The 19,558-nt window shown below is 69.2% G+C and carries 16 protein-coding genes and 1 pseudogene; 5 read left to right on the top strand and 12 right to left on the bottom strand.

Going from position 1 to position 19,558, the window contains the following annotated elements; translation table 11 throughout:
• Positions 1–19 precede the first annotated feature (19 nt).
• Positions 20–1,276, bottom strand: coding sequence for an efflux RND transporter periplasmic adaptor subunit (locus tag AC07OC_RS15790; protein ID WP_218295425.1), 1,257 nt, complete (start codon positions 1,274–1,276; stop codon positions 20–22).
• A gap of 447 nt (positions 1,277–1,723) precedes the next feature.
• Positions 1,724–2,626: an alpha/beta hydrolase gene (locus AC07OC_RS15785; protein WP_492253572.1), complete on the bottom strand. Its 903-nt coding sequence runs from the start codon at positions 2,624–2,626 to the stop codon at positions 1,724–1,726.
• A 186-nt stretch (positions 2,627–2,812) separates the two neighbouring features.
• Here AC07OC_RS15785 and AC07OC_RS15780 point away from each other — a divergent pair, with 186 nt between their 5' ends.
• Both AC07OC_RS15780 and AC07OC_RS15775 read left to right on the top strand, forming a co-directional pair.
• Positions 2,813–3,730 (top strand): LysR family transcriptional regulator, encoded by a 918-nt coding sequence (locus AC07OC_RS15780; protein WP_218295427.1) that lies wholly within the window; start codon positions 2,813–2,815, stop codon positions 3,728–3,730.
• A 31-nt stretch (positions 3,731–3,761) separates the two neighbouring features.
• Positions 3,762–4,097, top strand: a complete 336-nt coding sequence (locus AC07OC_RS15775) for a VF530 family protein (protein WP_492253574.1) — start codon at positions 3,762–3,764, stop codon at positions 4,095–4,097.
• A 25-nt stretch (positions 4,098–4,122) separates the two neighbouring features.
• Here the strand turns inward: AC07OC_RS15775 and AC07OC_RS15770 are convergent, their stop codons facing one another.
• From AC07OC_RS15770 to AC07OC_RS15760, 3 genes and pseudogenes are all read right to left on the bottom strand, one after another.
• Positions 4,123–4,908: a trans-sulfuration enzyme family protein gene (locus AC07OC_RS15770; RefSeq protein ID WP_494601692.1), complete on the bottom strand. Its 786-nt coding sequence runs from the start codon at positions 4,906–4,908 to the stop codon at positions 4,123–4,125.
• Between the two features lie 91 nt (positions 4,909–4,999).
• Positions 5,000–5,323 (bottom strand): annotated as a pseudogene (locus AC07OC_RS15765) (PLP-dependent transferase); the annotation flags it as partial.
• A gap of 49 nt (positions 5,324–5,372) precedes the next feature.
• Positions 5,373–6,296 carry a carbon-nitrogen hydrolase family protein gene (locus tag AC07OC_RS15760; RefSeq protein ID WP_218340211.1) on the bottom strand — a complete coding sequence of 308 codons (924 nt, stop codon included), beginning with the start codon at positions 6,294–6,296 and terminating at the stop codon, positions 5,373–5,375.
• A gap of 82 nt (positions 6,297–6,378) precedes the next feature.
• Between AC07OC_RS15760 and AC07OC_RS15755 the strand changes: the two genes are divergently transcribed.
• Positions 6,379–7,341 carry a LysR family transcriptional regulator gene (locus AC07OC_RS15755; RefSeq protein ID WP_218340210.1) on the top strand — a complete coding sequence of 321 codons (963 nt, stop codon included), beginning with the start codon at positions 6,379–6,381 and terminating at the stop codon, positions 7,339–7,341.
• Positions 7,342–7,395: 54 nt separating this feature from the next.
• Here the strand turns inward: AC07OC_RS15755 and AC07OC_RS15750 are convergent, their stop codons facing one another.
• The 3 genes from AC07OC_RS15750 to AC07OC_RS15740 form a co-directional block, all read right to left on the bottom strand.
• The gene (locus tag AC07OC_RS15750; protein ID WP_218295432.1) at positions 7,396–8,355 is read right to left on the bottom strand and encodes an alpha-E domain-containing protein; all 960 of its coding nucleotides are present in this window, start codon (positions 8,353–8,355) and stop codon (positions 7,396–7,398) included.
• A 1-nt stretch (position 8,356) separates the two neighbouring features.
• A complete protein-coding gene (locus AC07OC_RS15745) occupies positions 8,357–9,868 on the bottom strand; it encodes a circularly permuted type 2 ATP-grasp protein (RefSeq protein WP_218295433.1) in 1,512 nt (503 codons plus the stop codon).
• Between the two features lie 116 nt (positions 9,869–9,984).
• The gene (locus AC07OC_RS15740; protein ID WP_494601690.1) at positions 9,985–12,534 is read right to left on the bottom strand and encodes a DNA internalization-related competence protein ComEC/Rec2; all 2,550 of its coding nucleotides are present in this window, start codon (positions 12,532–12,534) and stop codon (positions 9,985–9,987) included.
• A gap of 156 nt (positions 12,535–12,690) precedes the next feature.
• Between AC07OC_RS15740 and AC07OC_RS15735 the strand changes: the two genes are divergently transcribed.
• The gene (locus tag AC07OC_RS15735) at positions 12,691–13,155 is read left to right on the top strand and encodes a RidA family protein (protein ID WP_494601688.1); all 465 of its coding nucleotides are present in this window, start codon (positions 12,691–12,693) and stop codon (positions 13,153–13,155) included.
• A 49-nt stretch (positions 13,156–13,204) separates the two neighbouring features.
• Here the strand turns inward: AC07OC_RS15735 and eno are convergent, their stop codons facing one another.
• The 4 genes from eno to AC07OC_RS15715 all read right to left on the bottom strand — a co-directional run bounded on the left by eno (position 13,205) and on the right by AC07OC_RS15715 (position 17,857).
• Positions 13,205–14,497, bottom strand: coding sequence for a phosphopyruvate hydratase (gene eno / locus AC07OC_RS15730; RefSeq protein WP_494601686.1), 1,293 nt, complete (start codon positions 14,495–14,497; stop codon positions 13,205–13,207).
• 5 nt (positions 14,498–14,502) lie between these two features.
• On the bottom strand, positions 14,503–15,960 hold the full coding sequence (gene pyk / locus AC07OC_RS15725; protein WP_494601684.1) for a pyruvate kinase: 1,458 nt from the start codon (positions 15,958–15,960) through the stop codon (positions 14,503–14,505).
• A gap of 79 nt (positions 15,961–16,039) precedes the next feature.
• Entirely contained in the window at positions 16,040–17,002 is a 963-nt protein-coding gene (locus tag AC07OC_RS15720; protein WP_369642911.1) for a porin, read from the bottom strand.
• A gap of 150 nt (positions 17,003–17,152) precedes the next feature.
• Positions 17,153–17,857 carry an acid phosphatase gene (locus AC07OC_RS15715; RefSeq protein ID WP_218340205.1) on the bottom strand — a complete coding sequence of 235 codons (705 nt, stop codon included), beginning with the start codon at positions 17,855–17,857 and terminating at the stop codon, positions 17,153–17,155.
• Positions 17,858–18,232: 375 nt separating this feature from the next.
• On the opposite strand from AC07OC_RS15715, the gene AC07OC_RS15710 reads away from it, so the two are divergent.
• Positions 18,233–19,552 carry an ABC transporter substrate-binding protein gene (locus AC07OC_RS15710; protein ID WP_218295808.1) on the top strand — a complete coding sequence of 440 codons (1,320 nt, stop codon included), beginning with the start codon at positions 18,233–18,235 and terminating at the stop codon, positions 19,550–19,552.
• The last annotated feature ends 6 nt before the right edge of the window (positions 19,553–19,558 follow it).

Below are 19,558 nucleotides of genomic sequence, written 5' to 3'. Positions count from 1 at the left end.
TTCCTTGCGTCGCTCCCGCTCAGGCGGCGGGCGACTTGCTGTTGTTCTTGGCTTCCTTGCGATCACCCGCAATCTCGGCCTTCGCGGTCATGGGCACGGGCTGGGGTGCCACGACGGCGCCGGGGCGCACGCGCTGCAGACCATTGACGACGATGTTCTCGCCCGCCTTGAGGCCCGAGGTGACCACGCGCAGGCCGTCAATCGGCGCGCCCAGGGTGACCTCGCGGTACTCGGCCTTGTTGCCCTCGCCCACCACCATCACGAACTTCTTGTTCTGGTCGGTGCCCACGGCACGCTCGTTGATGAGCAGTGCCTGCGTGTTGCGGGCCTGGCCCATGCGGATGCGCGCGAACTGGCCGGGCATCAAGGCGCCGTCTTCGTTGTCGAACACCGCGCGCACACGCACCGTGCCGCTCTTGGCATCGACCTGGTTGTCGATGAGCTGCAGGCGGCCGGCGTGCGGCGTGCCGCCCGTGGTGCCGGTGCCCATCTGCACGGGAATGCGCTCGATGAGCTGGCGCGCGCTGTGGCCGCGCTGGCCGCTTTGCAGGTCGGCCAGGGCCTTCACCACGATCTGCTCGTCGGTATCGAAGCTCGCGTAGATGGGGCTCACGGACACCAGCGTGGTCAGCACGGGGGCGCCCGCACCGGCGGCCACCAGGTTGCCCACGGTGACTTCGATGCGGCCCACACGGCCCGCCACCGGGGCGCGCACCTGGGTGTAGCCGAGGTTCAGCCTGGCGGTCTGCAGCGCGGCCTGGGCGGCGCGCAGGTTGGCATCGGCCTCGCGCTGCGCGTTCAGGCGTTCGTCGTGCTCGCGCTGGGCAATGGCGCGCTCTTCGAGCAGGCGCGTGGCCCGCTCCATTTCGCTGCGGGTGTACGACACGCGGGCCTGCGCGGCCACCACCTGCGCCTCGGCGCGGTCCACCTCGGCGGCGTAGGGTGCCGGGTCCACAGTCACGAGCAGATCACCCTGCTTCACCAGCGAGCCTTCACGGAAGTGCACGGCCTGCACGGCACCCGAGACGCGCGGCCGCACGTCCACACGCTGCACGGCTTCGAGCCGGCCGGAGAACTCGTCCCACAGGGCGATGTCCTTTTGCAGCACGGCAGCCACCGACACGGGCATGGCCGGTGGCGCCGCAGGGGTGCCATCGGCCTGCGCCACGGGCGCCTGGAAAACAAGGATGGCGGCGGCCACGGCGGCCGTCACGGCGGTGGCCAGGGTGGCCAGGCCCAGCGGGCGGCTCTTGTGGGAGAGAGGATTGGAGTTCATGGTCACTTTCGGTCATAAGGGCGGCCTTCGCGGGCACGCCATGGAAGGTTTTCTGCCGCAGCAGGTGTCAGTGCACTGGTGCAGGCAGGTGTCAGTGCGGCGGCGCAGGTGCGAATCTGGGCAATGACACGGTGAGAAGGTCAAGCCCGGAACGCAGCGCGCGGGCCCATGGGCGCTTGCACGTCAACAGACGCTTTGGCGCTGGGTGGTGTGACAGCCGCCGTAGCCGGCGGGCAAAAGGATGGGTGTGCTCATGGTGTTTTCTTTCCTCCGTGTCGTTCAAATCAGTGGCGTCGGGCACAGGGGGGAGGCATGCGCGGGCAAAGCCTCTCCCTCCGGCACGCCAGGCCGGAAAATCAGTGCAAAGAATGCAAATGGATTGTTGAGAGGCCGAAGTATCGAACCTCAACTTAAGTTGAGGTCAATGACTTTCTGCGGCCAGGGTCTTCAGGAGGGCACCGGACATCGGGTGGCCTCAAAGAACATCCGGAACTGGTCCTGGGCGCCCGCGGCGCACGGACATTCATGCTGGCCGGTCTGCAGCAGCGCATCGGGCCACTGGGCGGTCTTGGAGAACACGTGGCGCGTGACCTGCAGGCCCGCAGCCTCCAGCCGCGCGGCGTAGGCCAGTGCCTCGTCGTGCATGGGGTCGGTGTCCCCCACCAGCACGAGCGTGGGCGGCAGGCCCGAGAGCCGGTGCGCGGACGCCGGCACGGCATAGGGGTGCTCGGCATCGCGGGGGCAGCGCAGGAAATTGCGCCAGCCTTCCGTCCACTTGCAGCCCGTGGCGTTGCCCGTGGCTTCGCGCAACGAGGCCGTGCCCACACAAGGGTCGAGCATGGGGGACAGGAGAATCTGCCCGGCCAGCGGCGGGTGCGACTGGTCCCGCGCCATCAGGCCCACGGCGGCAGCCAGGTTGCCGCCCGCCTCTTCCCCGGCCAGATAGACCAGGGCGCCCTGCCCGCCGAGCTTGACCCGGTTGCGGTGCACCCACTTGAGCACGTCATAGCCCGTGTCCACGGGCTGCGGAAACGGAGTGAGCGGGTAGGCCACGGAAACCACCACGGCCCCCACGCCCTCCAGCAGGGACGCCACGGTGCAGCCGTTGTCGAGATCCCCCGACACGAAGGCCCCGCCATGAAAATGCACCACCACGGGCGAGGCCTGTCCGGCCTTCTTGCGGCCGTACATGCGCACCGCCACGTCCTGCCCCTTGGTCACCTCGATGGTGGCGTCGGAGCACACGGACGCCGCCGCCTTGGAAGCGGCCCCAGGCGCGAGGGCTGCCTTGGCGGGCGCTGCGGCAGGCTGCGGTGTGGAGGATGGCGAAGACGGTTGGTCGGGCTGCATGGCATGTACCCAGTGGGTGAAGGTAGGTGAACGATGGGTCAAATGTAGTAGCTTGTGCCTTCAGGATAAACAGGCCAAACACCACCGCACTGTTTCCAAAAGCTCAACAATCACGGGGTGGCGCGCGTGTGAGAATTCCTCAGCACCCACTGGTGGGTGCTGTAGTTCCAGATTCAAGGAGAAGCCATGGACCAGATACAGGCCATGCGCATATTCGTGCGGGTGGTGGAGGCCGGCACGTTTACCCGGGCGGCGGATTCGCTCTCGCTGCCCAAAGCCACCGTGACCAAGCATGTGCAGGCGCTGGAGGAGCGCCTGCGCGTGAAGCTGCTCAACCGCACCACCCGGCGTGTGACGGTGACGCCGGACGGCGCCGCCTACTACGACCGCACGGTGCGCCTGCTGACCGATCTGGACGACATCGAAGCCAGCATGACCAACGCGCGCGCGAATCCACGCGGGCGCCTGCGCATCGACGTCGGAACGTCCATGGCGCAATTGCTCATCATCCCGCACCTGGCGGAGTTCCATGCCCGCTACCCCGACATCCAGCTGGACCTGGGGGTGAGCGACCGCATCGTGGACCTGATCGGCGACAACGTGGACTGCGTGATCCGCGGGGGCGAGCTCAGCGACCAGTCGCTGGTGGCCCGGCGCATCGGCAACCTGGAATTCATCACGGTGGCCTCGCCCGACTACGTGTCGCGCAAGGGCTCGCCCGCCCACCCGCTGGAGATCGAGGAAAAGCACGCCAGCGTGATCTACTTTTCCCCCCAGACCGGCCGACACTACCCGCTGGAGTTCCGCAAGGGCGACGAGTCCATCGACATCACGGGCCCCTACCAGCTGAGCGTCAACGAGAGCAATGCCTACGTGACCTCCATCGTGGCGGGCCTCGGGATCGGCCAGATCACGAGCTACCAGGCCGAGCGGCACCTGCAAGACGGTACGCTGGTGCGGCTGCTGCCGGAGTGGACCCAGCCGCTGCTGCCCGTGTATGTGGTGTACCCCCCCAACCGGCACCTGAGCGCGAAGGTGCGGGCCTTCGTGGACTGGGCGGCAGAGCTGTGCCAGCGTGAAACCGGACTCCAGCGGGTTGCTTGACCCCGCCGCCCGCGGCCTTATGCTTGGGTCCATGAACGCCACCGAGCCCCGCCCAGACCCCGCGACCCAGGAAGCCCCCGCGCCCACAGCAGCACCCGCCGGCGCGCCGGCGTCCACACCCCAAGCCCCCGCCAGGCAGCCGCGCAACCCCCTGCACGGCGTGACCCTGGAAGCCATGGTGGTCGGGCTGGCCGACTACTTTGGCTGGGATGAACTCGGCCGGCAAATCCCCATCCGCTGTTTCCAGAGCGACCCCAGCGTGGGCTCCAGCCTGAAATTCCTGCGCAAGACGCCGTGGGCGCGCGAGAAGGTCGAAAGCCTGTACCTCTTCATGCTGCGCGACCAAAGGCGCAACGCCCAGGAGTAGCAGCAGCAGGAGGCCCTCGCCGGCGTCAGCCCAGCGCCTGCACCACGTCGGCCTGGAGGTCCTGCACATCCTCGATGCCGATGCTCATGCGCACCAGCGCATCCGACACCCCGTTGGCGCGCCGCACGGCCTCGGGCATGCCGCGGTGGGTGGTGGATGCGGGGTGGCAGGCCAGCGAATCGGCATCGCCCACGGACACGGCCTGGGTCACGATGCACAAGCGGTCGAGGAAGTGCCGCGCGGCCTCGCGCCCGCCCCGCAGGTCGAACGCCAGAATGCTGCCGAAGTGGTGCATCTGGCGCGCCGCCACCGCATGCCCGGGATGGTCGCCCAGGCCGGGGTAATACACGCGCTCCACCGCGGGATGGCGGTCAAGGCCGTGGGCCAGCGCATGCGCCGATGCGCAGGCGGCCTGCACGCGCAGCGGCAGCGTCTTGAGCCCGCGCAGCAGCATCGCCGCCTCGTGCGGGCTGAGGCACCCGCCCAGCTGGCCCATGCCCGCCGAAAGAATCGCATTCATCAGCTCCACGGAGCCGACGGCCGCTCCGCCGGTGGCGTCGCCGTGGCCACTGATGAACTTGGTCGCCGAATGCACCACCACATCGATGTCCAGCGCCCGGGACCGGGTGAGGTAAGGCGTGGCGAAGGTGTTGTCGGCGATGCTGATCGCGCCCGCCCGCCGGGCCACCTGCGCCACCTGCTCCAGGTCGATCACTTCCAGCGTCGGGTTGCTGGGCGTCTCCACGTAGACGATGCGCGTGCCCGTGGGGAGGCCCTCCCGCAAACCCTCCACGGTGGCGAAATGCCGCACGCCGATGCCCAGGCGCGGCAGCAGCGTGCTGCATCACGCCATCGGTGCCGCCATAGAGCGTGCCGACGCAGGCGACGGTATCGCCCGCCGAGAGCAGGCCGATCAGGCTCGCGCTGATGGCCGCCATGTCGCTGGCGAACCCGACGGCGGCGGGGGCGCCTTCCAGCAGGGCCATCTTGCGCTCGAAGGCGGCGACGGTCGGGTTGGCGAAGCGGCTGTAGACGTAGCCAGGCGCGTCGCCATTGAAGCGGCTCACGCCCGCATCAAAATCGTCATAGGCAAAGGCCGAGGTTGCGACGATGGGTGTCGCGATGGCCCCCGTGCCGGGATCGGGTGCCTGGCCCGCATGGACCGCGAGGGTGCGGAAACCCCAGGCGTGTGATGGATCGGGGGCGGGGGGAATCTGTGTGGTCATGGCGTATGCGGCTTTCCTGGCACTCTCACTGCGGGCCTGGGCCGCGCGCTCAGTCGGTGAACGCCACGGTGTGCCTGGCGCGGCGGTCGACCTGCAGATTGAAGATATCCGGCCGTGCATAGTGGCCGACCACATCGAAGTCATAGCGCGCGCGCACCAGCTCCTCCACATCGATCTGCGCGGTGAGCAAACCTGTCCGGCCCTGCAGCGGACCCGCCAGCACGTCGCCCAGCGGCCCGACGATCACGCTGTTGCCGCGGATGAGCGGCCGGTCCGGCTCCCACCCCGGCGCCTCCACCCCCAGCTCGCGCGGCGACGGCTGCACCTGGCAGGCGCTGATCACGAAGCAGCGCCCCTCGTGCGCGATGTGGCGCATGGAGCACTGCCAGATGTCGCGTTCGTCCACCGTGGGCGCGCACCAAATCTGCACACCCTGCGCGTACATGGCGGTGCGCAGCAGCGGCATGTGGTTCTCCCAGCAGATCACGCCGCCCACGCGGCCCGCGGCCGATTCGACGACCGGCAGGGTGGAGCCATCTCCCATGCCCCATATCAGCCGCTCGGTGCCGGTGGGCATCAGCTTGCGGTGCCTGGCCACCAGCCCCTCCACCGGGTCGAAGTACAGGGCAGTGCAGTACAGCGTGCTGCCCGCGCGCTCGATCACGCCGAGCACGAGCGTGGCGCCGGTGCGTGCCGACAGGCCAGCCAGTGCCTGCGTCTCGGGCCCTGGCACGTCGATGGCGCTGGCGTGGTACCGGGCGAAGGCCTCACGCCCTTCCGGCAGGCGATAGCCCAGGCGCGTGCCAAAGATCTCGCCCTTGGGGTAGCCGCCCAGCAGGGCCTCGGGCATGACCACCAGCCGCGCGCCCGATGCCTGGATATCGGCCTCATGGGCGAGCACATCGGCCAGCGTCTGCGCGGTACCCGCGGGGGAAGAGCCGATCTGCAGGGCGGCAACGGTCGTGAGGGGCATGGTGGAAGTCCTTGGGAGAAAGAGGTCCCCCAGTGTTGCCAAAGCCCTAAGATGAATCAATCCGCCACCGTTGCTTAGTGATATGAATGATATTGATATCGGATTTGATCTCAACGTCCTGCGCGTCTTCGAGGCCTTGCACGAGGAAGGTGGGGCCACGCGCGCGGCGCTGCGGCTGGGCGTGACCCAGTCGGCCGTGAGCGCGGCGCTGGCACGGCTGCGCCATGTATATGGCGACCCGCTGTTCACCCGCACCGGCCGTGGCCTGGCGCCCACGCTGCGCGCGCAGGAGCTCAAGCCCGTGATCAGCGAAGCGCTGAACAAATGCAGGGAGAGCCTCGCCCTGGGCTCCACGCCCCAGGCGCGCTATCAGGGGCGGTCCGTGGTGATCGGCATGTCGGATGATTTCGAGATCGCGATGGGCCAGGCGCTGGTGAGGGCCGTGGCGCAGCACGCGCCCGGCCTGCGCCTGGCCTTTCGGCAGACGCACAGCCAGATCGTGGCCGAGATGCTCATGGCGCGCGAGATCGACCTGGCGATCACGGCCGGCGGATTCGCCACACGCTGGCTCAGCCACCAGGCGCTGGGCGAAGGGGGGTACGCCTGCCTCATCGACGCAGTGGCGCCGGGCCCCGTCGCCAGGGCGGGCAAGCGGCGCGGCGGCGCAGCCCCGCCCGGCCTGAGCGTGGAGGACTACGTGCACCGCGAGCATGTGCTCATCTCGTCGGGCGGCTTCATCGGCGTGGTGGACGAGGTGCTGGCCGCCACGGGCCACAAGCGCCGTGTGATTGCATCCACCACGCATTTCGCCGCCCTGCCCTACCTGCTGGCGGGAACCCGCGCGGTCGCCACGCTGCCCGCGCATGCGGCCCAGGCGATCGCGCGGATGACCGGCCTGCAGGTTCTGCCCTGCCCGATCGCCATGCCGCGCTATGCCATCGAGCTCGGCTGGCGCACCGATGCGCTCCGCGATTCGGCGGTGGCGCATGTCCGCACCATCGTGGCGCAGCAGTGGCCCCAGGGATCTGCTGCCATGGGGGCCTGAGCCCCCGGCCTGCGCCCGCCTGCCGTGCGGGGTTTCTTTCGGTATCGCGCCGGCTCAGTCGCCCGTGGTCACCAGGAAGTCGCGGCTGATGCCCCCTCCCAGGTCGTTGACCCGGTCAAGGAACTGCGTGAGGAACGCGTGCAGCCCTGTCGACAGGATTTCGTCGATGCGGCCATATTGCAGGTCGGCCAGGAGGCGGCCCGCGCGGCGCTGCGTTTCAGCCGACTGCTGATTGGCCACGACGCCCAGGTTGTCCACCACTTCGCGCAGGCAGGCGTGCAGCGAGCGGGGCATGTCGCGGCGCAGGATCAGCAGGTCGGCCACGCGGCCGGGGGTGATCACGTCGCGGTAGACCTTGCGGTAGACCTCGAAGGCCGAGACGCTGCGCAGGATGGCGCTCCAATGGTAGAAGTCGTTCTCCTGGTTGCGCTCGCTGGCCCGGCCGAAGAAGTCGTTCTTCACCGCATGGAACTTCACGTCCAGCAGGCGCGCGGTGTTGTCCGCCCGCTCCAGGAACGTGCCCATGCGCAGGAAATGAAAAGCCTCGTCCTGCAGCATGGTGCCCAGCACCACGCCGCGCGACAGGTGCGAGCGGTACTTCACCCATTCGAAGAACTGCCCCGGATCCCGTTCGAAGGCGCTGCCTTCGAGCTGGCGGTGCAGTTCCAGCCAGGTCTGGTTCTGCGTCTCCCACACCTCGGTGGTGAGGGCGCCACGCACGGCCCGCGCATTTTCGCGGGCGGCACGCAGGCACGAGAGGATGGACGAGGGGTTGTCGCCGTCGCGCACCATGAACTCGAGCACGCGCTGCGGCGTGACCTTGCCATGCTTGGCGGCATAGGCCGGGATCAGCTCGCTGATGGACAGCAGCCCTTCCCAGCCTTCCTGCGCCACGTCGGCGGACTGGGGCAGCAGCGAGGTTTCGTAGCTCACGTTGAGCATGCGGGCGGTGTTTTCCGCCCTTTCGGTGTACCTGGACATCCAGAACAGATGGTCGGCGGTGCGGCTCAGCATTTCAGAATCCTCCCTGTGATTGCGTCATGCCGCCCATGGATTGCGACTGCAGCGCCGGCGCGGCGGTGTGCTCCCCCAGCACCCAGGTGTCCTTTGTCCCGCCGCCCTGCGAGGAATTCACCACCAGCGAACCCTCCTGCAGCGCGACGCGCGTGAGCCCCCCCGCCACCATCTGCACCTCGCGGCCGCTGAGCACGAAGGGGCGCAGGTCGATGTGGCGCGGCGCGATGCCGCTCTCCACGTAGGTGGGGCAGCTGGACAGGCTGAGCGTGGGCTGCGCGATGTAGCCTGCCGGGTTGGCCAGCAGCGCGCGGCGGAAGTCCTCGATCTCGGCCTGCGTGGCCGCCGGGCCGATGAGCATGCCGTAGCCGCCCGCGCCGTGCACTTCCTTGACCACCAGGTCCTTCAGGTTCGCCAGCACGTGCTGCAGGTCGTCCTGCTTGCGGCACATCCAGGTGGGCACATTCTTCAGGATGGGCTCCTGGCCCAGGTAGAAGCGGATCATCTCGGGCACGTAGGGGTAGACCGACTTGTCGTCGGCCACGCCCGTGCCCACCGCATTGCAGATGCCGACATTGCCGGCGCGGTACGCCTCCATGAGGCCGTGGCAGCCCAGCGTGGAGTTGCGGCGGAACACCTGCGGGTCGAGGAAGTCGTCGTCCACGCGGCGGTAGATCACGTCCACCCGCTGCAGGCCGCGCGTGGTGCGCATGTAGACGAACTTGTCCTTGACCACGAGGTCCTGCCCTTCGACCAGCTCCACGCCCATCTGCTGGGCCAGGAAGGCATGCTCGAAGTACGCGCTGTTGTGCATGCCGGGTGTCAGGACCACCACCGTGGGCTCGTCGGCCGTGGCGGGCGCGCTGGCGCGCAGGGTCTCCAGCAGCATGTCGGGGTAATGCGCCACCGGCGCCACCTTGTGCAGGCTGAACAGCTCGGGGAAGAGCCGCATCATCATCTTGCGGTTCTCGAGCATGTAGCTCACGCCGCTGGGCACGCGCAGGTTGTCCTCCAGCACGTAGTACTCGCCCTCGCCCTGTGCATTGGGGGCGCGCACGATATCGATGCCGGCGATGTGCGCGTAGATGTTCTTGGGCACCTGCACGCCGGCCATCTCCGGCCGGTACTGGGCATTGTTGAGGATGAGATCGGCTGGCACGATGCCGGCGCGGATGATGTCCTGGCCGTGGTACACGTCGTGGATGAAGCGGTTAAGGGCCGTGACCCGCTGCACCAGCCCCTGCTGCATGCTGCTCCACTCGTGGGCCGGGATGATGCGGGGAATCAGGTCGAACGGGATCAGCCGCTCGTTGCCCGCCCCGCCCTCATCCTTGGCGCCGTAGACGGCAAAGGTGATGCCCACGCGCCGGAAGATCATCTCGGCCTCGGCCCGGCGGGCCTGCATCACGTCAGGGGGCTGTTTGTTCAACCACTGCGCATAGCGCTTGTAGTGTTCCCGCACATCGCTGCCATCGAAAGGCAGCATGGCGTACATCTCGTCAAATTTCTGCATGAACTGGCCTCCTGCTGTCAGGATAGCAAGTTGTACGCCCGCACTCCCCGAACCAGCTCAAAATCTTTCCGGGGCCCCGTGCATCGGCAGGCCGGCGGACCCGCCGCGCCCGCAGATCACTCCGGCCACGGTGCCATGCGATGCTGCCAGTACCGCGCGCCGACGTCGCGTTCACACGCCACCCGCGCGGGTTGCGCCGACGACCACGCGGCAGCCCCGCAGCGGGACGACTCCACGACCCGGATCCCCCGCTCCCGGTAGCGCTGCAGCACCTCGGCCGCAGGGTGGCCAAAGCGGTTGCGGTATCCCGCCTGCACCAAAGCAGTGCGCGGTGCCACGGCCTCCAGAAACGCCGGCGAGGACGAGGTCTTGCTCCCGTGGTGGGGCACGAGCAGCACGTCGGCCTGCACCGCGGCGCCCCGCGCCAGCAGGGCCTGCTCCTGGGCGGCCTCGATGTCACCGGCCAGCAGCGCAACGGAGCCCGTTTCCCCTTTTTCTGCGGCGGCCGCGATGCGCAGCACGCAACTGAGCGCGTTGGGCCGGACGGTGGGCGCGGCGGCGTCTTGCGCCCCCGGGTGCAGCACCTCGAAAGACACGCCATCCCATGTCCACCGCTGGCCCGCCACGCAGGGCCTGACGGGGCGCAGTGCCTGCAGCGTGTGCCCAGCCTCGATCGAACCAGTGAGTTCGGCCCCCGACTGCTGGGCCAGCACCGCCGCCGCGCCGCCCGTGTGGTCGGCATCGCGGTGGCTGAGCATGAGCACGTCCACGCGCTCGCCCAGCGCCCGCAGCAGCGGCACCAGCACGCGGTGGCCCGCGTCGCTTTCGCGGCTGAAACGCGGCCCTGCGTCGTACAGCAGGGTGTGGGTCGCGGTGCGCACCAGCACCGCATTGCCCTGGCCGATGTCCGCCGCCAGCAATTCGAACTGTCCCGCCGCCGGCCGCGCGGGCTGCCAGCACAGCGCGGGCCACAGCAGCGGAAGGGCCAGCCACCGCAGACGCCAGGGCAACCTCGCGGCCACAAGCGCCCCCCCGGCCACGGCCAGCACGCCGGCCCACAGCGGCGCCGCGGGCATGTGGAGCACGGCCCAGGGCCACTGCGCCAGCCATTGCAGCAGTACCGCCAGCGGCTGCAGGCCGAAGGCGGCCAGGCTCCAGAGCGGCGGCCACAGCACCCCGCCCAGTGCCAGCGGAGTGACCACCAGGGTGACCCAGGGAATCGCCACCAGATTGGCGGCAAAGCCCACCACGGACACCTGGCCGAACAGCAGCAGGGTCAGGGGCGTGAGGGCCAGCGTCACCACCCACTGCTCGCGCACCAAGGCATGAAAACGCTGCCTGACGCTGGATGGATAAGCGCCATCAGCTACTGAATTAGTAGCAAACAAGATACCCACGGCGACAAAGCTGAGCCAGAAGCCTGCCTGCGCGAGCGCCCAGGGGTCCGCCACCACCACGGCCGCGCACGCCAGCAGCCACACCTGCGGCCACGGCCAGCGGCGGCCGCACAGCTGCAGCAGGGCGATGGCGCCCAGCATGGTCACCGTGCGTTGCGCAGGCACGCCCCAGCCGCTGAAAACGGCGTACGCCGCGGCCAGCGCCACCCCGGCGGCCAACGCGGCGGACGGCGCGGGCACCGCCAGGCACAGCCGCGTGGACCTTCGCCACAACGCCCCCACCGCCAGCGCGGCCAGCCATGCGAACAGCGTGATGTGAAGGCCCGAAATGCTCATGAGGTGCGCGACGCCCGTGGCGCGGAACACGTCCCAGTCGGCACGGTCGATGGCACGCTGGTCACCCGTCACCAAAGCCGCCACCACGCCCGCGATGCGTGCGCGGGCGGGGTCGTCGCCGTGCACGTCGCGGGCCAGGCGGTCCAGGATCGCGTCGCGCACGGATTGCCGCAGCCGCTCCACGGGATGCCGCCAGGTCGATTGCAGATGCACCGGAGGCTCATCCCTGGGGCCCGCGCGCACATATCCCGTGGCCTGCACCCCCTGCTCCCACATCCACAGTTCGTAGTCAAACCCGTGCGGGTTGCGCAGCCCGTGCGGAGCCTTCAGCCGCACCGTCAGCGCCCAGCGGTCACCCGCCTTCAAGGCGGGCGGCTGGCGCTGCAGGTCCACCGCTCCGCCGGGATCAAGGAACGGCCCCCCGTACCAGGCCACCTCGATGCGCGTGGGCAGGGCCACGGGGGAGCCGTTCAGGCGCGCGGCCTCCACGTCCATGCGCAGCCGGGTTCCGGCCTCGTTGGCCTGCGGCATGGCGGCCACCACGCCGGTGACACGGATGTCCTGCCCTTCCAGCGCGGGCGCCAGGCCTTCTTCCAGGTAGTCCACGGCCCGCAGCCCGGCCCCCGCGAACATCGCCAGCGCGCCGGCGCACAGCGCGAGCACGGTGGCCGCCGCGCGGGCCCCGCGCCCCGCCGCCGCACGAGGGCGCCCGTGGACCGCGCGCGCGCACCACCCCAGCGCGCATGACACCACCAGCAGCGCCGCATAGGCGGCCGCGGACCACAGCGCGGGCTGCTGCAACTGCAGCGCAGCACCCGATACCGCCCCCAGCAACAATGCGGGCACCAGCCAGGGCACGGGGGCCGCGGCGCCCGCGCCGACCGTGCCCGCGGGGGCTGGCGCAATCGCATTAGTGGTGCTTATGGCGGGCATGGGCTGATGCTAATGCGGCGCCAGGGCCGCTGCCGCTGGATTCCGCGCACCGGGCTGTGTAACACTCGCGGCCACCCCCGGTGCCGCCAGCATGGCCGGCAGCGCCGCACCGGCCGTCCCACCATCCCTTTCACTGACTTCATACCGAGGAAGACCATGAGCGTTTACGACAAGCTGAAGGAACTCAACATCACCCTGCCCCCCGTGTCGGTGCCCGCGGCCGCCTACGTGCCCTACGTGCAGACGGGCAATCTCGTGTTCCTGAGCGGCCACATCGCGCGCAAGGACGGCAAGCCCTGGGCGGCGCAGTTCGGCCGCGACATCGGCACCGACGAAGGCAAGCAGGCTGCCCGCGCGGTGGCCATCGACCTGCTGGGCACCCTGCAGGCGGCCTGCGGCGGCGACCTCACCCGCGTGCGGCGCATCGTCAAGCTGATGAGCCTGGTGAACTCCACGGGCGACTACACCGAACAGCATCTGGTGACCAACGGCGCCAGCGAGCTGCTGGGCCAGGTCTTTGGCGAAAACGGCGTCCATGCCCGCAGCGCCTTCGGCGTGGCGCAGATCCCCATGGGTGCCTGCGTGGAAATCGAGTTGATCGCCGAACTGGGACAGGGCTGAGCCCCGGCGGACAGCGGGCGAAGCGCCCCTGCGTGCAGGCGCTTCGCGGTCAAGGCCGAACCGGCACGGGGAAAGCCCCGGCGCCCGCATAGACACCCGCGCTGCCCAGCTCTTCCTCGATCGCCAGCAGGCGGTTGTACTTGGCGACGCGGTCGGAACGGCACAGCGAGCCGGTCTTGATCTGGCGCGCGCGGGTGGCAACGGCCAGGTCTGCGATCGTGACGTCTTCGGTTTCTCCCGAGCGGTGCGACACGACGGCCGAGAACCCGGCCCGCGCCGCCATGTCGATGGCGGCCAGCGTCTCGCTGAGGGTGCCGATCTGGTTGGGCTTGATGAGGATGGCGTTGGCCGCGCCGTCGGAAATGCCGCGCTCCAGGATCGCGGTGTTGGTGACGAACAGGTCGTCGCCCACCAGCTGAACATGCTGGCCGAGCCTGCGCGTGAGCAGCGCCCAGCCCTCCCAGTCGCTCTCGGCCAGGCCATCCTCGATGGACAGGATGGGGTAGTGCGCGACCAGTTGCGCCAGGTAGTCGACGAACTCGGCCGGCGTGTAGGCCTTGTGCTCCCCAGCCAGCTCGTAGCGGCCCTCGTGCAAAAGCTCGGAACTGGCGACGTCCAGGCCGAGCCAGATGTCCTTGCCCGCGCGCAGCCCGGTCGTTTCGATGGCCGCCAGGATCATGTCCAGCGCGGCGGCGTTGGAGGGCAGGTCGGGCGCGAAGCCGCCCTCGTCGCCCACCGCGGTGGTCCTGCCCTGTGCCTTGAGCAGGCTCCTGAGCGCATGGAACACCTCGGCGCCCTGGCGCAAGGCTTCCTTGAAGCTGGGCGCCTGCACGGGCAGGATCATGAACTCCTGGATGTCCACGTTGTTGTCGGCATGCGCCCCGCCATTGATGATGTTCATCATCGGCACCGGCAGCTGGGGCGCCACGCCGCCAGTGGCGAGCGCGCGGTACAGCGGCAGCTTGCGCTGCGCGGCGCGGGCCTTGGCGGCCGCCAGCGAAACCGCCAGGATCGCATTGGCACCCAGGCGTGATTTGTCCGCACTGCCATCCAGCGCGATCATGTGCCGGTCCAGCGCCCCCTGGTCGCTGGCGTCCATGCCGCGCAACGCCTGGCGCAGTTCGCCATTGACGTGCGACACCGCCAGGGCGACACCCCTTCCGCCATAGCGCCGCATGTCCCTGTCGCGCAGCTCGACCGCCTCGCGCGACCCGGTGGAGGCCCCGGAAGGCACGGCCGCAAAGCCGCTGCTGCCGTCCTGGAGCACGACCGTGGCCGCCACCGTGGGGTGGCCCCGGGAGTCCAGGATCTCGATGCCGCGAATGTCCTTGATGGCTGTCATGGTGCTCAAGCCTTTGCGATGTGGATGAAGTTGGTGCTGCCCACGACGCCGAAGGGCGTACCGGCGGCGATGCACAGCTGGTCACCGTCCCGGGCAATGCCCTCCTGGCGCGCCACGCGGCGGGCCTGCTCGACGAGCTCGGGCACGCCGCTGACCGGCGCATCGGCATGGACCGAGTGGATGCCCCAGGCCAGCGCCAGGCGGCGGGCGATGTGCATGTCCGGGGTGATGCTGAGCACGGCAGCGGCCGGCCGCTCCCGCGCCGCACGCAGCGCCGTCGCCCCTGAGCGCGAGTAGGTCACGATGGCGGCCATGGGCAGCAGTGCCGCCGCCGTGCGCAGGCATTGGCAAATGACATCGGCCACGCCGCCGTCCAGCGCGCGCGACGAGGCTTCCACGATCTCGCGGTAGTGCGGATCGGACTCCACCTCGCGGATGATGCGGCCCATCATCGCGACCGCCTCGCGCGGGTAGCGGCCAGAGGCCGACTCGGCCGACAGCATGACGGCATCGCTGCCCTCGTAGACGGCCGTCGCCACATCGGAGGCCTCGGCGCGTGTCGGCACCGGCGCATGGACCATGGAGTCCAGCATCTGCGTGGCGACGATGACCGGCTTGCCGGCGGCGCGGCAGGCGCCGACGATGCGCTTCTGGATGCGCGGCACCTGCTCTGCCGGCAGCTCCACCCCCATGTCGCCGCGCGCGACCATGATCGCGTCGGCCCGCGCGATGATCGCGTCCAGGGCATCGATCCCCGCCGGTTTCTCCAGCTTGGCCAGCACACCGGCGCGCCCTTGCACGATGGCATGGACTTCGTCCAGGTCCTCGGGGCGTTGGACGAAGGACAGCGCCACCCAATCCACCCCCAGCGACAGGCCAAACGCCAGGTCGGCCCGGTCCTTGGGCGTGAGCGCCGAGATCGGCAGCAGGACCGATGGCACGTTGACCCCCTTGCGCTCGGACAGGGTCCCGCCCGCCATGACCACGGTGTCCGCGAACCCGGGGCCGCAGTCCGTCACGCGCAGCCGCAGCTTGCCGTCGTCGAGCAGCAGGTCCGTACCGGCGACCAGGGCCGCGAAGATCTCGGGGTGCGGCAGTGGCGCCCGGCTGGCGTCCCCGGGGCGGTCTTCCAGGTCGAGCCTGAAGCGCGCACCGGCCCGCAGCTCGACTGGACCATCGGCGAACGTGCCGATGCGCAGCTTGGGGCCCTGCAGATCCTGCAGGATGGCGATCGGCCGGCCACGCTCCTGTTCGATCCGCCGGATCATCTCCAGGCTGGCGCGGTGCTGGGCATGGCTTCCGTGGCTGAAGTTCAGGCGGAACACATCGGCCCCGGCGTCGAACAGGGCCCGGATCGTGGCGGCGTCGGAACTGGACGGGCCCAGGGTGGCGACGATCTTGGCGCGGCGGTCGCGGCGCGAGGCGGCGGCCCCGCTCAAGGGGGAGACGGCAAGCGTGGTCATGGGTGAAGCTTCCTGGAAGGGTTGCGGAATGCGGCGGCTGGCCGGCAGCGCCCTTGCGGGCAGTGCCGGCCCTTGGCGCTCAGAAGTTGTGCTGGAGACCGACGTCGTAGCCGAGCTTTTCCGTGGCCGCCTTGCTGTCGCGGGCCACGTTGGTGTACAGGAAGGTCCGCCTGGACAGGTGGTGGAAGTAGCCGATGCCGAACTTGCGGGCTTCCGAACGCAGCGAACCATCCGGCTTGCGCGTCTTGGCAGTGACGAAGCCGGCCTTGATTTCACCCACCCCCACCCCGTAGGTCACGCCCAGCAGCATGGACTTGAAGTCGTCATTGCGGGTCGTCACGCCCCGGGCCAGGCCGAGGGCCAGCCGGGCCTGGCCGACCTTGTAGGCCGCGCCCAGGCTCAGCAGGTGGTCGTCCGCATGGGCGGGGTCTTCCCAGCCGATGGCCAGCAGCACCGGGCCGACGTGGGTGTTGGCCCCGACCGAGAACGGACGGCGGGGCCCCGCGTTGGAAGCCTCCTGCTGGGCCTCGGCGGACGAGACCGCGATGTGCAGGTCCTTGCGCCGCAAGTCATAGCGCACGGAGTCGGAGACACGGGTCTTCGAGATGCCGCCACGCCATGCGGTGCGCAGCTGGGCCACGGTGTCGCCGCCCCAGGGATCGATCACGTTCTGCACCGTGGAGTAGGCGGCGGTGTACTGGCGGCCCAGGTTGACCGTGCCCCAGGCGGCGTGCCCGATGCCCAGGGTCGAGTAGCCCTGCCAGAAGATGTTCGGATTGGCGGGTTGGCCCGTGTCCGGCGAGAAACGGTGCTCCAGCCCGAAGGCGGCGTGCCAGCCCCCGCCCAGGTCCTCCTGGCCGCGAAAGGCCAGGCGGCTGCCCGCCCCGTCCAGCATTTCACTGGACGTGGCGCCGATGTTCTTGCCGATCCCGAGGTCCAGCTTGCCGGACAGCGTGAGGTTGGAGGACTGGGCCTGCGCGGGCACGGCGGTGGCACCGAGCGCGGCGGCGAGGAGGAGTGACTTGTGGATGTTGCTGTGCATGGTGGAAATCCTTGGGGTCTTGTGAAGCCACGCCGGGCGCGCTGCGCCACTGCATGCGGTGTGCATGCAGATCGACGGCGGTGGTGGCGCGGTGTGGCGGGGGGGGGACGCTGCGGGGATCGCAGCGGCGGCGATGTGGGCGGCCGGCGCTCAGGGCAGTTCGAGCACCCGGCGCAGTTCAGCCTTCGCGGCCTCGAAGTCGGCGCGGTAGCTGGGGTTTTGCGGCGCCAATGCGGCGATCAGCACGGCCAGTTGCCTGCCGGCCTCCACGTCGCTGGGGTAGTGCACCCCGCCCAGCACCCGGTTGTCGCCAAACTCCCTGGCGCGCGCCAGGATCTGCGGACGCCACTCGGGCACCATGTCCGCCAGCGCCATGCCGGTCAGGAAACCGAAGGCGGCATGGCCGCTCGGATACGAGCCGCTATGCGAATACTTGGCCACCGGTTGCAGGCGCTTGTCCACCACGGGCGGACGTTCGCGCTTCCAGAGCTCCTTGCCTTGCTTGTTGAAGCCGCTCTCGGTCTTGTACAGCCGCTTGAAGAAGGCAGCGACCAGGGGCAGGCCCTGCTCCGTGAACTTGGGGCCCATGACATCGGCAAACCGGAACACGCTCTGCTCCAGATCGGCCACCGACCTGGCCGCCTGTTCGGGTGTCCGCAATCGCTGCAGTTCGAGCATCAGCTCGATCTCCTTGCCCGCCACCTCCGCGGGTGGGGGCGGCGCCATGAAGCGGGTGGAATCGAGTTGCGCGGCATCGAGGTAGACAGCAGGCGCCTCGCCCTTGGCCAGGGCAGCGTTGCCAGTCAGTGCCAGCAGCGAAAAGCAGACGCTGAGCAATAGCTTGTTCATCTTCATGGAGGTCTCCAGTGGTGGGTATGGATACGCCGATGCGGTGGCAGGCCGTGGGGCCCGTGCCATATCGAGCCGGGCGAAGCCTACGGAATGCGCTCGCGGGAATCCAATCACCATTTCTGATGCCCAGGATCAGCGTGGCCTCGCGGGAGGCAACGCGCCTGTGGCGCCCTCGCGGCAGGGCGCGCCGGCCTGGGACTTTCCCGGATGTCCCCCGGCAGGCCCGCCACCCGGCACCACCAGGCGCATGCACGGCTTGATGATGCGCATCACAAAGTCTGATTGGACGCACTTGCCGGTTTTGGCGGAGCATTCACCCGACCCAAGAAGACCTGTCGGCACCCGCCGCGCATAACGTTGAAGGAGACATCCGTGACAATCCGCCCCATTCTCAAAACTGCCGCGTTGGCGGCATTCCTGCTCGCCGCCGGGGCCCAGGCCGGCACCGTCTCGGTGGTGACCTCCTTTCCCAAGGAACTGACCCAGGCCTACAAGACCGCCTTCGAAAAGGCCCATCCCGACATCAAGCTGGAAATCCTCAACAAGAGCACCACCGCCGGCGTGGCCTATGTGCGCGAACTCAGCGCGGGGCAGCGCCCCGAAGTGTTCTGGGCGTCGGCGCCCGATGCGTTCGAGGTGCTGGGCAAGGGCAAGCTGCTCGAGCGCATTCCGGACCTCGCCAATCCCGCGGTGCCCAAGGACATCGCCGGCTATCCCATCAACGATCCGGACGGCTTCTACCTGGGCCAGGCCCTGGGGGGCTATGGGCTGATGTGGAACACCCGCTACCTCGCGGCCAAGAAGCTTCCCACGCCCGCCGAGTGGGCGGACCTGACCAAGCCGGTCTACCACAGCCACGTGGCCCTGAGCTCGCCCTCCCGCTCGGGCACGACGCACTTGACGATCGAGGCCATCCTGCAGGGCGAGGGCTGGGACAAGGGCTGGAACCAGGTGCTGCAGATTGCCGGCAACTCGGCCGCGATCACCGAACGCAGCTTCGGCGTGCCCGACGGCGTCAACAACGGGCAGTTCGGCATCGGCCTGGTGATCGACTTCTTCGGCCTGAGCGGCAAGTATTCGGGCTTTCCGGTGGAGTTCGCCTACCCGTCGGTCACCGCGGTGGTGCCGGCCAACATTGCGCTCATCAGCGGGGGCAAGAACCCGGCCGAGGCGCGGCGCTTCATCAGCTTCGCACTGTCCAGGGAAGGACAGGAACTGCTCACGCTCCCGCAGCTGGCGCGCCTGCCGGTGCTGCCGCCGGACAAGATGAAAATGCCCGCCGGCTACCCCAACGCCTTCGAGGTCGCCAAGCGCGCCAAGGTGAAGTTCGATCCCGAGCTGTCCGCCGCGCGCTACTACGTGGTAACCGCCCTGTTCGACCAGGTGATCACCTTCCGCCACAAGGAACTGCAGGCGGCCACGCTGGCCATCCACCAGGCCGAGGCAGCCCTGGCCGGAAAACCCAACACCGAGGCCGCCAACCGCGTCAGGCGGGCGCGCGAACTGGCCTTCACGCCCCCCGTGACCGAGGCCATGGCCAAGGACCCGGCGTTCCTGAACCTGTTCACGTCCAACAAGAAGAACGCGGACACCAACAGGGAGGTGACGGCCACCGAAGGCGGCTGGAACAGCAAGGCGCTCGACAACTACCGGATGGCGCGCCAGCTCGCCGAAGAAGCCCGGGCCCTTGCCAAGTAAAGGACC

The organism is Acidovorax sp. GW821-FHT10E04 (assembly GCF_059415185.1).
Note: the sequence above shows the minus strand (reverse complement) of the source record. Positions and strands in the feature narration are given on the sequence as shown.